Source organism: Enterococcus sp. GPZ-007 (assembly GCF_059374735.1).
The window spans coordinates 1-12,931 of the sequence record NZ_JCAFYN010000071.1 but is presented as its reverse complement, the minus strand read 5'-3'; the positions used below and the strand labels follow the sequence as shown (position 1 = coordinate 12,931).

Sequence of the window (12,931 nt, the reverse complement as noted above, 5' to 3'; positions counted from 1 at the left end):
ACTAACTTTTTCGGTTTTTGAAAAAGTTATTACTTTGCAATGAATTAGCTGTCAGTTTGTCAGTTATGCTTTTTGCAGTTATTCTATTAATGAGATGTGTATATAGCTTCTCAACGTTGTATCATACAAGCTGTTTAGCATAATGATATGCGTACGAAAATAGAATCCTTTTTCCGTTCTTTGGAAAAAGGAATTCATCTACAATGAGCTAGCTGTCAGTTATGCTTTTTGCAGTTATTCTATTAATGAGATGAGTATATAGCTTCTCAATGTTGTATTATACAAGCAGTTTAGCATAATGATATGCGTACGAAAAATGAATTCATCTACAATGAGCTAGCTGTCAGTTATCACTTGCAATGAATCAACAGCTAGTAATGATTCACCTTCAACCAATCACATCTGCCTAATAAATCCGATTTTCTCCTGAATTGAATCGATCTCTTCTTCAATGGCATCAAGAAATTCAGCGATTTCTTGTTTTTCTTCTTCCGAGCAAATATCCATCGCGTTGATTTTTTCAAAGTGCTCTTGAATTGTTTTCAGATTAATTAGACTGCCTGTGACATGCATTTTTTTGTTGATGTTTTCAATAGTGTTCAAAATCCTACTCCCTTCCCCGAGTAGCATCCTGCGTGAATAGTTAATTATGGTTTGATATAGGCATAGCCCTGTGCTTGTAATTCAATCAAATCTAAAACTCCAGCAGGGACGACAACGACATCCTCTGGTAACAGCTCTTTCGTGATATTATTTGCTCGCATCGCATTATTGCAGGCGTGAAATGTTACTCCCTCTGTAGCGATAAATGCTTGATTTTCGGCGGCAAGATATCCTTTAATAGCTTTACCGTTAATTAAAACAATAATAGCTATTTTTTCTGGCTCTTTCAACAAGTTTTTAACATTATTAGCAGTTTCAGTCCATTTTTCTAATTCGTCGATATGGAAAACAACTTTCATTATTACACCTTATTTCTTAATAATCATATTTATAGCTTGTTCTAACTTTTGTGATTGTTCCTCTGGATTGCTATCGGGATTTTCAAAACAATTCTTCAAATTCTCAGCCATAATCATTCCCATTACTCGATCAATACTAGATCGGACCGCACTTAATTGGGTGATGATATCAATGCATTCCTTTTCCTCGTCGATCATCTTTTGAACACCACGAATCTGTCCTTCTGTTCTTTTCAACCGATTAAGGATTTTCTTTTCTTCCAGTTCCATCTAGCTACACTTCCTTTAATAAATTAACTTACCAAGAATATACCTAGTGAGGGTATGTTTCGTCAAGTGGATCGCTTTTATCGATAATTTTTACCAAACAGAATGGTTGACAGGGTTCATTTCGCTATGGTAAAAATACCCTATGAGGTATATTAAGATGAGAACATAAGGAGACCGAGAAATGCTTAGTTTATTAAAAAAAAATTCGACTATTTCTACAAATGAATTAGCTGATAAGCTTGGAAAATCAATCACTTTACTAGATGTTCGTACACCGCTGGAATACCGTGGAGGGCATATTACAAAAGCGGTGAATGTACCCTTAGACAAAATCGATCGCTATCAAGGAAAAGAAAAAGAAGTATATGTGATCTGTCAATCAGGGATGCGGAGCAAACAGGCAGTAAAGATTTTGAAGCAAAAAGGGTATGAAGCAACGAACGTTCAAGGCGGCATGAATCGCTGGAATGGTCCGACTCGAGGAGGAAAATAAGATGAAAATTATTATCGTTGGTGGTGTCGCTGGTGGAATGTCTGCCGCTACACGTCTACGCCGATTAATGGAAAATGCAGAGATTATTGTTTTAGAGAAGGGCCCTTTCGTTTCGTTTGCTAATTGTGGCTTGCCTTACTATGTTTCCGGTGAGATTGCTGATCGGGAGGCACTTTTGGTTCAAACACCAGAGTCGCTACAAGCACGTTTCAATTTAGATGTTCGACCTTTCCATGAAGTGACGAATATCCATCCGGCAAAGAAAACTGTGACGATCAAAAATAAACAGGGCATTTTTGAAGAAAGCTACGACAAATTGATTTTATCACCAGGTGCAAAACCATTAATTCCTGAGATGGACGGATTAGCTGAAGCGACGAATGTGTATAGTTTACGGAATGTGCCAGATTTAGATCGAATCATGGTGGCTTTAAAACATGAGCCAAAGAAGGCTACAGTAATCGGCGCGGGCTTTATTGGCTTGGAAATGGCAGAGAATTTGAAAGCACGGGGCTTAGATGTGACAGTGATCGAAAAAGCCCCCCGTGTCTTACCGCCGTTAGATGAAGAGATGGCCGCTTTTGTCCAAAAGGAACTGATTGCTAATGGTGTTCGAGTGATCACTGGTGAGTCAGCTGAAAGCTTCAGTGAACAAGGGAGAAAAATCACCCTAACCAATGGGGAAGAAGTGGCCTCTGACCTGACAATTCTTTCTGTTGGTGTTCGTCCAGAGAACGCACTTGCTGAAGAGGCGGGAATAGAAACAGGCTTGGGCGGAGGAATACTTGTTGATGAAAAATATCAAACGAGTGCCGCTGATATTTTTGCAGTCGGTGATGCGATTGTTGTGAAGCAGCAGGTCAGTGGGGAAGACGCATTGATTTCGTTAGCTTCTCCAGCGAATCGTCAAGGTCGTCAAGTGGCTGATGTGATCGCAGGATTGAAACGGACCAATCGCGGAAGCATCGGAACAGCAATCGTACGGGTCTTTAATCTTGCTGCCGCATCAACGGGTCTAAGTGAACGCGTGGTCAAACAATTGGGTCTGGACTATCAAGTAGTGCATGTTTCTGGAAAAGATCATGCCGGTTATTATCCTGGTGCGAGCGACTTAACATTGAAACTAGTGTTTGATCCAAAGACTGGGAAAATCTATGGTGCCCAAGGCGTCGGCGGGAACGGTGTCGACAAGCGGATTGATATCTTGGCGACAGCAATCAAAGGCGGATTAACAATTTTTGATCTGCTGGAATTAGAATTTACGTATGCTCCGCCATTTGGTTCGGCCAAAGATCCGGTCAATATGCTGGGGTACGCGGCAATTAATCTGTCTGAGGGAATCAGTGATTCGATCCAATGGCATCAATTAAAGGAAGAACAGAAAAATGACAGTCAACTATTGGATGTACGTAATCCCGAAGAATTAGCAAATGGCCGTTTCCCTGACGCTATCAATATTCCTCTGAATCAGTTAAGAGATCGACTTTCAGAATTGGATCCAGCAAAGAGTTACATTGTTAGCTGTCACAGCGGTTTGAGAAGCTATGTTGCGGAGCGGCTGCTAAAACAAAAGGGCTTCACCGTTAAAAACTTAGATGGCGCCTTTGCTTTGTATAAAACGGTGAGACCGGAGGAATTAATCTATGAGTAAATCAATCAACATGAATGATTTTTATCATCTGACCAAACAAAAAGAAATAAAAATCATCGATGTTCGTGAAGCCTACGAGTATCAAGTCGGGCATGTTCCGAATGCGAAAAACTTGCCTTTGAGCAGTTTAGGAACATATAGGATTGATCTTAATCCGGAAGAAGAATACTACCTGATCTGCCAATCTGGTGCTCGTTCTGAAAATGCCTGTGCCTTTTTGAGCGGGCAAGGATATAATGTGGTCAATGTTTTAGGTGGAACCTCTGCTTGGCCTGACAAATTGACTCAATAATTTTCATTTGCTTTTAAAATGTTAATAGGAGAAACACTAGTTTATTCAGGTAAACTGGTGTTTTTTACTTATCGTCAAAACTAAAGGTATCATATTTGCTTTTATTTCAAAAAAACATTTTCAAGTATTGACAAAATGAAAACAAATGATAATATAAGGGTGTAAATAAAAATAAAAAGGAGCAAGCGAATGATCGAGTTAAAGAAATTAGCAAATATGGTGGATCACACATTATTGAAGGCAGATGCAACGAAAGAGGGGTTCGAGCAGCTCTGCAAAGAAGCAGATGAATATGGGTTCAAAATGGTAGCGATCAATTCTTATCCAGTAGCGATGTGCCGGGATTTCTTGAAGGATAGCGAAGTTCACGTGGGAGCAGCGATCGGATTTCCGTTAGGGCAAACGACCATTGAAGCGAAGGTATTTGAAGTACAGGATGCAATCAAAAATGGGGCAGATGAAATTGATTACGTGATCAATATCGGCAAATTGAAGGATGGGGACAGCGACTATATTCGTGAGGAAATGAAAGCAATTGTGAATGCTTCTCGTGAAGGTGGAATTATTAGTAAAGTCATTTTAGAAAATTGCTATTTAACGGATGCGGAAAAGATCACTGTGTGTGAGATTGCCAAGGAAGTGAAACCCGATTTTGTAAAAACATCAACTGGATTTGGTACAGGCGGGGCTACTTTGGAAGATGTTGCATTGATGAAAAAAGTCGTAGGCGCTGATGTAAAAGTGAAGGCAGCCGGAGGCATTCGTGATTTAGACACAGCTTTGAAGATGGTGGAAGCAGGGGCGGAACGTTTAGGAACCAGTTCGGGAATCAAAATTGTCGAAGAATACAAGAAACAAGAGGGGTAAAACAATGACAGAAATTCGCGATGTATTGAAACCAGCCTTTATCAATTTTAATTTAACAGCAACAGAGAAACAGGCGGCGATCAGTGAACTAGCGAACACCTTCGTAAATGAAGGTGTTGTAACAAATGATAGCGTTTACTTAGAAGCCGTAATGAAACGGGAGGAAGAGAGCACTACCGGGATCGGCTTTGGGGTTGCGATTCCGCATGGAAAAAGTGCGGCTGTGACCGAACCATCATTAGCTTTTGGGCGTAGCCAAGCAGGAATCCAGTATGATTCGATGGATGGCAAACCGGTTCATTTGATGTTCTTAATCGCGGTACCGGAAACGTCAAACGATGAACACTTGAGAATTCTAAGCAAACTGTCGCGGAAGCTAATGCATGATGATGTCCGTCAAAAGCTGATGACTTGTACTGCTGCAGAAGAAATCTATCAGATTTTTGAATAGGAAAGGGTGAAAAAAATGAAAATAGTGGGTATTACATCGTGTTCGACGGGGATCGCGCACACTTATATGGCGGCGGAAAACTTAGAGATCGCAGCGAAAAAACGCAATATCGAAATCAAGGTGGAAACACAAGGCTCAATCGGTGCGGAGAATGTCTTGACCGAGCAGGAGATTGCTGATGCAGATGCCGTGATTATCGCTGCTAGTACTTCGGTGAATAAGGATCGTTTTAATGGCAAACGTTTGTTGGAAGTGGATGTCACCGAGGCGATCGATCATCCAGATGATTTATTTGATCGTGCACCAAATGCAGCGATCTACACAACTTCAGCAGATGTAAAATCAGAAGCAAAAGTGGAAAAGAGCGGTATTTATAGTCACTTGATGACGGGTGTTTCCTACATGATTCCTTTCGTTGTAGCAGGCGGCATTTGTATCGCCCTAGCCTTTGCATTTGGCGGAATCAACGCCAAGGGGGAGCTTGCTTCGGCAATCAATGAATTAGGCGGGATCGCGATGGGCTTGATGTGGCCGATCCTAGGTGGATATGTAGCCTTTTCGATCGCGGATCGACCAGGTTTAGTTCCGGGGATGGTTGCAGGTATGATTGCTTCGTCAATGAATGCCGGATTTCTGGGTGCATTGTTAGGTGGTTTCTTAGCCGGTTATACTGTTCACTTTTTGAAGAAGGTTCTAAAATTACCGCCAGCATTTTCAGGTCTATTGCCAGTCTTGATCCTTCCAGTCGTATCCGTCTTATTCGTTGGACTTGTGATGAAATTTATTGTCGGGATTCCGATTACAGCATTGAATGAAGGAATTACCAACTGGTTGAATAGTTTATCAGGCATGAACTCTGTGTTGTTAGGATTGCTCTTGGGCGGGATGATGGCGATCGATTTAGCTGGCCCGATTGGCAAGGCAGCCTATTTCTTCGGTGTTGCATCGTTGACTAACTTAGGTGCCGGAGAAACAAGCATGGTCATGGCAGCAGTCATGGTTTCTGGGATGGTACCCCCGTTAGCAATGGCCTTATCTTCAACGGTTTTAGGTAAAAACCTATACAGCAAGGAAGAACGGGAAGCAGGGAAATCAGCCTGGGTACTAGGATTATCCTTCATTTCTGAAGGGGCGATTCCTTTCGCGGCAGCAGATCCGATTCGTGTATTAGCGTCAGTAACAGTTGGCTCGGCGATCACAGGAGCTTTATCAATGATTTTCAAGTGCGGAATCGCGGTTCCTCATGGCGGCTTCTTTGTCTTCTTGATCCCAGGAGCAGTGGAAAATGTGCTGCTTTACGTGCTTGCCCTAGCAATCGGAACAGCAGTCAGTGGATTTTTGGTAACAGCAGTAAAAGTAATGTCGCAGAAAAAACAAGCGGCTAAGGAGTAATGATCGTCATGACAGATTTAATTAACGTTTGTTTGATAGGCACTGGCAGAGCGGGAATGATCCATGGTAAAAACTTCGCTCGTAGGATTGAAAATGCCAAATTAATCGCTTTGTGCGATCCGTCAAAAGAAAGTTTAGCAGCAGCCCAAAAAGAAGTGGATTGCCAATATATCTATGAGGATTACCATGAAGTCATGGAGAATCCCGAGATCGACGCAGTCGTAATCGTCACTCCGACGGTCTATCATAAAGAAATCGCGTTAGCGGCAGCTGCGGCAAAAAAACACATTCTATGTGAGAAGCCACTAGCGATGGACGAGGTGGAATGTCTTGAAATGATCCAGGCGGCAGAGAAGAATCAAGTGAAGCTGCAGGTCGGATTTATGCGCCGCTTTGACGCTAGCTTTCAAGAAGCGAAAAAAGTCGTGGAATCAGGAGCAATTGGTGATGTGGTGCTAGTAAAATCGCTGACCCACGGACCAAGTGAACCAAAGCCGTGGATGTTTGATATTCATAAAAGTAATGGACCAATCGGCGAGGTGAACAGTCATGATCTAGATACTTTACGTTGGTTAACTGGTAGTGAAGTGAGCAGCATTTATGCCAATGGCGGTAATTATCGTTCACCTGAAGTCAGAGAGGAGTTTCCTGATTATTACGATACTGTAGCGATGAATCTGCGGTTTGCAGACGGAAAATTAGGTCTGATTGACGGTGCTCAGTATGTTCAATACGGTTATGATGCACGTACGGAGATTCTTGGGACCAAAGGCAGTATCTTGGTTGGGGATCAAGGAAAGCATAATATTGTGGTTGCTACGAGTGATCAAAAACTGATACAACCAACGATGCATAGCTGGATGTATTTATTCAGAGAAGCCTACGTGGCTGAGGATCAAGCGTTTGTTGATTGTATCTTGAAGGATACGGAACCTCAGTGTACGGGGAAAGATGGTTTGATGTCGGTTCGCTTAGTCAACGCGGGCTTGACCTCGCTGCTGGAAAATAGAATTGTTGAGGTGGAGGTATAAATGAAAGCAATCCAATTATTAGGAAAAGAAAAGATCCAATTAAGTGATTTGCCTAAACCAGAGATATCTGAAAAGGAAGTATTGATCAAAGTTAAAGCCGCTTCAATCTGCGGGACCGATGTCCGGATGTATAAAAATGGTTATCCGACAGCGAGTGAAGAAACACCATTGACTTTAGGTCATGAGATTTCTGGTGATATTGTTGAGGTCGGAGCAGCCGTTAATTTCTACAAGGCAGGAATGCGGGTGGCGATCGCGCCAAATATGGGCTGCGGTATCTGTGATCAATGTGTCAGCGGAAATACCCATTTATGTGAAAGCTATGAAGCGTTTGGCATCAACTTACCAGGAGGATTCGCCGAATATCTGGTCATTCCAGAAAAAGCCGTGCGCCAAGGAAATATCTCGTTAATTCCGGATAAATTGTCCTATGAAGAAGCCGCTTTGATCGAACCTTTCAGCTGTGTATTCAATGGACAAGAAATTGCTGGAAATAACCCTGGAGATAATGTCTTGATTATCGGCTCAGGTCCGATCGGAATCATGCATGCGATGCTGGCTCGAGCTAGAGGTGCCGGGAAGGTCATGATGAATGATCTGTCGGAAGCTCGTTTAGCAGATGCTAAGAAAATGATCCCAGATTTGATTACCTTAACTTCTGAAAACTTGAAGGACAAAATCTTTGCGGAAACAAATAATCAAGGAGTGGATCTATGCATTATCGCGGCACCAGCTCCGCAGGCGCAGGAAGCCAGCTTTAATTATATGGCGATGAATGGTCGCTGCCTCTTCTTCGGCGGATTGCCAAAAGAAAAAGAAGAAGTTCGTTTGAATACGAATATTCTTCATTATAAACAATTACGTGTGTTTGGCTGTACTCGGGCCAGCCTAATGGGCTATCGGACATCAGCACAGCTGGTTGCCAGCGGAAGGATCCCATTGCAGGACTTGATTACGAAGCGTTATTCGATCGATCAATTTGATGAAGCGCTGGAAAATGCTAAAAACGCCATTGGGCTGAAGAACGTGATTGTCTTCAAAGAATAATTTTAGTTTAATTGCTTACGTTTTCAGTTTCTTTTATAATGAAACAAAACACAAAAAGGTGATAAAAAATGGATGATCAATTGTATGCAGAAGAAAGAAAGCAATCAATCGTTAATATAGTCAATGAAAAAAATCGGATGCAAGTTGCCGAGTTAGCGGATCTGTTTAACGTGACCGGTTCTACGATTCGCAACGATTTGCGGGAGCTTGAGAATGAGGGGCTAGTGACGAGGACTCATGGTGGGGTGATCAAGCGGGACTTTCAGCGCAGTGTTGAGATTATTCCCAAAAGCCGCGAGTATACCAATGAAAAATACCGGATCGCGGAACGGGCAGTTCGCCTGATTGAAGAAAATGATATTCTGGCGATTGATACGGGAACTTCTTGCAGAGCTTTTGCTGAAAAATTGATCAATAGTCCATTGAAACGTCTGACAATTTTGACCTATGATTTGGAGATCGCCTTGCTGATCAGCGAAAAGACAAATTATCAAGTACAGGTCATTGGCGGAGCGATTCGTAATGGATATCCCTATGTATCAGGAAGCTCTGTTGCACTAGGCTTAGCAGGTTTTTCAGTCGATAAGGTAATTTTTGGTACGACCTCCTTCGATAAGGATTACGGCTACTCTACACCAAATTACGAAACAGCAGAGATGAAGAAATGTTTGATGAATATCGGACGGATAAAAATAGTCTTATGCGAGTCCAGCAAGATCAATCAACGTAGCTTCAAGCAATTTGCTAAGCCGGATGAATGTGATTATCTGATTACTGATTCTCAGATAACCAGCGAGCAGCAAATGGATATCAGTGCGTTAAATATTAATTTACTGATGGTATAAAAATGGAGCCTGTTTAATTTCCTAGAAAGGAAGTTAAATAGGCTCTATTTATTAGACAAATAGCGAACCGATAAAATAAAGTACAGGATAGATCACCATAATCGCTGACATGGCTTTTAAGACGATCGGAAAAGTGGTCTTTTTGTCCTGTATTGCACGGTATTTTTTTAGGCTTTGCCAATTTTTCGGGAAAAGGAACAGTAAAAATAGGACTGTCCAAGGTGCCAAACCAGTGATAACTAAGACGAATAGCCAGATAAAGCTAAAAGCGTAAACAGCTAATAAAACCTTCACCGCAACCGGTTTGTCTAAATAATAAACCAGTGTTCTACGATGATTTTCAATGTCTTCTTCTAAATCACAAGTATTGTTTGCCAGTAAATTATTAAACATCATCAATACCAGCGGTAAGCTGATCAGGAAAACTTTGCCAATCATCGGCAGAGTAATGACATGTGTTTGATAAACAGCTAAGTAATAGCTCACAACAGTAATAAAGAAGCCGCTGGCAGTACCAGTTAATGCTTCAGCGATCGGCAGGCTATTCAATGGGCGACGACCGTATGAGTAGAACAGTCCGATGTAAAACCCGATCACACCCAGAACCCCAATCACCCAATTCGTCCGCCATACCAAAATTAATCCCAACAAGAAAGAAATGATTAAATTAATGAGATAGAAATTCCGCACAAAACGCAGATCCAAGTGATCGCGTCCGATAATATTGGTTTGCTGTTTGTAGTTTTCATCTGAGGCGTTGCGATAATCCATATAATGATTAAAGACATTGACGGTTATATGAAACATCACGATGATCAAAACAAATAGAAAAAATTCAGGACTTGGCAGACTATTTAGCTGGAATTTCGCGATTGCATAGCCTAATAAAATAATAAAAAGATTTAATGGAGCAGTATATATTTCTGATAGCTCCCAAAATTGTTTAAAAGTAAGGTGTCTCAAAGTAATTCTCCTTTGCAAGTATAATCCTTAATAAAATTAGCCAGTATCCTCGTATTTGTCCAATACTTTGTTTATAGGGAGGGAAAGGGTTTCAATCAGTCGTGTATTTTAATTGGATAATGTTCGTGTTTTGATGCTGTTACATATAATTGTTTACATATTTTCTCCTTTATTATATGATTATCCTCGTTGTTTGGAAAAACAAGCTATTATTTTACGAACGTTTTTAGATTGTAGGGGGAGCATCATGAGAGGGAAAATAAATTCCTATTTTGAACTAGAAAAATTGAATACAACAGTTAAAAGAGAACTATTGGCGGGCTTTACCACCTTTATTTCGATGGCGTATATTTTGTTTGTTAACCCAAGTGTGTTGGGTGCGTCAGGAATGAACGAAGGGGCGGTCTTCACTGCAACCGCGTTAGCTAGCGCGTTGGGCTGTATCCTGATGGGGGTGTTGGCACGCTATCCGATCGCAACAGCCCCGGCTCTTGGGATCAATGCATTTTTCGCTTATTCTGTTTGTATCGGCATGGGAATTCGTTGGGAGACGGCTCTTGCAGGTGTATTTGTAGCGTCACTGATCTTTATTTTGATCACGATTTTCAAGCTACGCGAGATGATTATCGATGCTATTCCAGCTGATTTGAAGTATGCGATCTCTGGCGGGATCGGCTTATTCATCGCCTTTTTAGGATTGAGTGAGGGTGGCATTATTGTTGCGAATAAGTCGACACTAGTCGGTTTAGGATCAATGGGTGTCGGGACAACATGGTTAACTATTTTTGGCTTGATTATAACAGCAATCTTGACTGTTCGACGAGTGCCTGGCGGAATATTTATCGGGATGGTCGCGACCACCCTGCTGGGATTGGTTACAGGTTTGATTCAAGCACCAACTCATATTGTTTCTGCTGCACCTAGTTTGAAGCCGACTTTCTTAGTTGCATTAAAGCACGTAAAGGATATCAACACTCTTCAGTTATGGGTCGTTGTATTAACGTTTTTATTAGTGACCTTCTTCGATACTGCTGGGACATTGGTTGGATTAGCCAATCAAGCGGGTTTCATGAAGGATAATAAAATGCCGCGGGTCGGAAAAGCGTTGGCATCAGATTCTACTGCAATGTTAGCTGGTTCGCTGTTAGGAACTTCTCCAGTAGGCGCGTACGTTGAGTCATCAGCGGGAATTGCAGTAGGTGGTCGTTCTGGCTTGACTGCGATTACGACAGGAATCTTCTTTATTTTTGGCTTATTTTTCTCACCATTATTGTCAGTCGTAACTTCACAAGTCACAGCACCAGCTTTGATCATCGTTGGCGTATTGATGGCTCAATCATTACGTCAAATCAAGTGGGATCAATTAGAAATCGCGATTCCGTCATTTTTAATCTTGATCGGGATGCCCTTGACCTATAGTATTTCTGATGGGATCGCCTTAGGGTTCATCTTCTATCCGATTACAATGATTGCTGCTAAACGCGGCAAAGAGGTCTCACCTATCATGTATGGATTATTCTTTGTATTCATCGGCTTCATGTGGATTTTGAACGCAAAGTAAAGTTTTGAGTAAATGAACGGCTCATTTTCTATGACATATTGAAAATGAGCAGCATTTTTTTTACATTTTTTTAATAATCAAAAATTTTATTTTTGTACGTTTTTTTATACTAAAAGACTTAAATGATATCCGGTTTTCTCTTTTTAGTTTACTTAGAAGGAATAATTGCTATCTAACAAACGGAGAATGTGTTCTTTAGTTATAATACTCTTCATAAAAAGTGTCAACATATGTTTTTATTATTTACAAATTAAAAATTGACCTAAAATTAACGGTATAATATAATCGATCTATATAAATGTTTTTCTATTTTAAGACATTAAATGATATTTCGGGTTAATTTTCGAATTTTATTAATGTAGGCTGTCTGTAGTCTTGTATAGACGTCGATAAATTAGAGAAAGTGTTTTAATGGGAATAAGCAATTTTGAAGGAGATGAACGGTATGCAATTATTACTTTTAACCAAAGTTCCATTGTACGAAGAAAGTTTTGAACGACAACTAAAGCAGCTAGGAAATGAGGTATACTGTTCCAGTAATATGATAACGACACTAAAAAGAAGTTCGCTTGATAAAACATTTCTTGCGCAATTTGAAGGGATCATTTTTAGTGAAACACTTTATGATGTAGAAGCCTATGAAGTAGTCAAGCATTTGCCTCAAGGAAATATTAAACTTTTCCGTCGTGCAACAGGAAGCAATGCAGAAGAAGCAGCGGCTTCTCCTTTTGATGCGTGGATTCCAATGAACGCAGATCTAGAACGCTTGCGCGAGATTTTATTGATTGCGGAGTTGTCGAGTTTGGCTACTAAAGACGCTGCTCATGTTCAACAAGTCACTGTCAAACAAAAATTATCTGAGTTAAATTTGAAATTGAAACAAAAAGAAATTGTTTATTATTTGATTCAAGCGGGTGATCGAACAGTACCGCGTGAAGAAATCAGTCGAGAAATTTGGGAGAAAGCACCGACTAAATCCGTTTTAGCAAGTCTTTCAAAGGTTGTTTCAAAAGTCAACGAAAAACTAGCGAATGAATTTGGTGATGAAGCGATTCAAACAGTTTGGGGACAGGGCTATCGTTTAAACAAAAAGTTTTTTGATTACT

At 40.9% G+C, this 12,931-nt stretch carries 15 protein-coding genes; 11 read left to right on the top strand and 4 right to left on the bottom strand.

The features are described 5' to 3' along the window. Positions 1–396 precede the first annotated feature (396 nt). From AC4J95_RS20315 to AC4J95_RS20305, 3 genes are read right to left on the bottom strand one after another with little or no spacing between them, the layout of a single operon-like run. A complete protein-coding gene (locus AC4J95_RS20315) occupies positions 397–603 on the bottom strand; it encodes a restriction endonuclease subunit S domain-containing protein (protein WP_316402803.1) in 207 nt (68 codons plus the stop codon). Between the two features lie 44 nt (positions 604–647). Beyond that, positions 648–962: a DsrE family protein gene (locus AC4J95_RS20310; RefSeq protein ID WP_494551416.1), complete on the bottom strand. Its 315-nt coding sequence runs from the start codon at positions 960–962 to the stop codon at positions 648–650. Between the two features lie 9 nt (positions 963–971). Beyond that, positions 972–1,232 carry a metal-sensitive transcriptional regulator gene (locus tag AC4J95_RS20305; protein WP_316402805.1) on the bottom strand — a complete coding sequence of 87 codons (261 nt, stop codon included), beginning with the start codon at positions 1,230–1,232 and terminating at the stop codon, positions 972–974. Between the two features lie 181 nt (positions 1,233–1,413). On the opposite strand from AC4J95_RS20305, the gene AC4J95_RS20300 reads away from it, so the two are divergent. The 9 genes from AC4J95_RS20300 to AC4J95_RS20260 all read left to right on the top strand — a co-directional run bounded on the left by AC4J95_RS20300 (position 1,414) and on the right by AC4J95_RS20260 (position 9,301). Next, on the top strand, positions 1,414–1,725 hold the full coding sequence (locus AC4J95_RS20300; RefSeq protein WP_494551415.1) for a rhodanese-like domain-containing protein: 312 nt from the start codon (positions 1,414–1,416) through the stop codon (positions 1,723–1,725). A gap of 1 nt (position 1,726) precedes the next feature. Continuing rightward, positions 1,727–3,376 carry an FAD-dependent oxidoreductase gene (locus AC4J95_RS20295; RefSeq protein WP_494551414.1) on the top strand — a complete coding sequence of 550 codons (1,650 nt, stop codon included), beginning with the start codon at positions 1,727–1,729 and terminating at the stop codon, positions 3,374–3,376. After that, positions 3,369–3,668 (top strand): rhodanese-like domain-containing protein, encoded by a 300-nt coding sequence (locus AC4J95_RS20290; RefSeq protein ID WP_494551413.1) that lies wholly within the window; start codon positions 3,369–3,371, stop codon positions 3,666–3,668. The genes AC4J95_RS20295 and AC4J95_RS20290 overlap by 8 nt, the downstream gene beginning before the upstream one ends. Positions 3,669–3,857: 189 nt before the next feature. Then, on the top strand, positions 3,858–4,535 hold the full coding sequence (deoC, locus tag AC4J95_RS20285) for a deoxyribose-phosphate aldolase (protein ID WP_494551412.1): 678 nt from the start codon (positions 3,858–3,860) through the stop codon (positions 4,533–4,535). A 4-nt stretch (positions 4,536–4,539) separates the two neighbouring features. Beyond that, positions 4,540–4,986, top strand: coding sequence for a PTS sugar transporter subunit IIA (locus AC4J95_RS20280; protein ID WP_494551411.1), 447 nt, complete (start codon positions 4,540–4,542; stop codon positions 4,984–4,986). Between the two features lie 15 nt (positions 4,987–5,001). Continuing rightward, a complete protein-coding gene (locus AC4J95_RS20275) occupies positions 5,002–6,378 on the top strand; it encodes a PTS fructose transporter subunit IIC (protein ID WP_494551410.1) in 1,377 nt (458 codons plus the stop codon). Between the two features lie 8 nt (positions 6,379–6,386). After that, complete coding sequence (locus AC4J95_RS20270) at positions 6,387–7,409, top strand: Gfo/Idh/MocA family oxidoreductase (RefSeq protein WP_494551409.1); 1,023 nt, start codon at positions 6,387–6,389, stop codon at positions 7,407–7,409. After that, positions 7,410–8,456, top strand: a complete 1,047-nt coding sequence (locus AC4J95_RS20265; protein ID WP_316402813.1) for an alcohol dehydrogenase catalytic domain-containing protein — start codon at positions 7,410–7,412, stop codon at positions 8,454–8,456. It abuts the gene before it with no gap. 68 nt (positions 8,457–8,524) lie between these two features. Then, positions 8,525–9,301, top strand: coding sequence for a DeoR/GlpR family DNA-binding transcription regulator (locus AC4J95_RS20260; protein WP_494551408.1), 777 nt, complete (start codon positions 8,525–8,527; stop codon positions 9,299–9,301). A gap of 51 nt (positions 9,302–9,352) precedes the next feature. Here the strand turns inward: AC4J95_RS20260 and AC4J95_RS20255 are convergent, their stop codons facing one another. Further along, positions 9,353–10,264, bottom strand: a complete 912-nt coding sequence (locus AC4J95_RS20255) for a UbiA family prenyltransferase (protein ID WP_494551407.1) — start codon at positions 10,262–10,264, stop codon at positions 9,353–9,355. Between the two features lie 247 nt (positions 10,265–10,511). Here AC4J95_RS20255 and AC4J95_RS20250 point away from each other — a divergent pair, with 247 nt between their 5' ends. Together AC4J95_RS20250 and AC4J95_RS20245 are read left to right on the top strand one after the other, a co-directional pair. Next, positions 10,512–11,825 carry an NCS2 family permease gene (locus AC4J95_RS20250; RefSeq protein ID WP_316402816.1) on the top strand — a complete coding sequence of 438 codons (1,314 nt, stop codon included), beginning with the start codon at positions 10,512–10,514 and terminating at the stop codon, positions 11,823–11,825. Positions 11,826–12,270: 445 nt separating this feature from the next. Then, a partial coding sequence (locus AC4J95_RS20245; RefSeq protein WP_494551406.1) for a winged helix-turn-helix domain-containing protein occupies positions 12,271–12,931 on the top strand: 661 nt, incomplete at its 3' end.

What these genes read in the sequence shown, in the direction of transcription:
- AC4J95_RS20270 (WP_494551409.1), top strand. Translation starts at nt 6,387, where the DNA reads ATGACAGATTTAATTAACGTTTGTTTGATAGGCACTGGCAGAGCGGGA.
- AC4J95_RS20265 (WP_316402813.1), top strand. Translation starts at nt 7,410, where the DNA reads ATGAAAGCAATCCAATTATTAGGAAAAGAAAAGATCCAATTAAGTGAT.
- AC4J95_RS20310 (WP_494551416.1), bottom strand. Translation starts at nt 962, where the DNA reads ATGAAAGTTGTTTTCCATATCGACGAATTAGAAAAATGGACTGAAACT.
- AC4J95_RS20250 (WP_316402816.1), top strand. Translation starts at nt 10,512, where the DNA reads ATGAGAGGGAAAATAAATTCCTATTTTGAACTAGAAAAATTGAATACA.
- AC4J95_RS20300 (WP_494551415.1), top strand. Translation starts at nt 1,414, where the DNA reads ATGCTTAGTTTATTAAAAAAAAATTCGACTATTTCTACAAATGAATTA.
- deoC (WP_494551412.1), top strand. Translation starts at nt 3,858, where the DNA reads ATGATCGAGTTAAAGAAATTAGCAAATATGGTGGATCACACATTATTG.
- AC4J95_RS20295 (WP_494551414.1), top strand. Translation starts at nt 1,727, where the DNA reads ATGAAAATTATTATCGTTGGTGGTGTCGCTGGTGGAATGTCTGCCGCT.
- AC4J95_RS20260 (WP_494551408.1), top strand. Translation starts at nt 8,525, where the DNA reads ATGGATGATCAATTGTATGCAGAAGAAAGAAAGCAATCAATCGTTAAT.
- AC4J95_RS20275 (WP_494551410.1), top strand. Translation starts at nt 5,002, where the DNA reads ATGAAAATAGTGGGTATTACATCGTGTTCGACGGGGATCGCGCACACT.
- AC4J95_RS20290 (WP_494551413.1), top strand. Translation starts at nt 3,369, where the DNA reads ATGAGTAAATCAATCAACATGAATGATTTTTATCATCTGACCAAACAA.
- AC4J95_RS20305 (WP_316402805.1), bottom strand. Translation starts at nt 1,232, where the DNA reads ATGGAACTGGAAGAAAAGAAAATCCTTAATCGGTTGAAAAGAACAGAA.
- AC4J95_RS20280 (WP_494551411.1), top strand. Translation starts at nt 4,540, where the DNA reads ATGACAGAAATTCGCGATGTATTGAAACCAGCCTTTATCAATTTTAAT.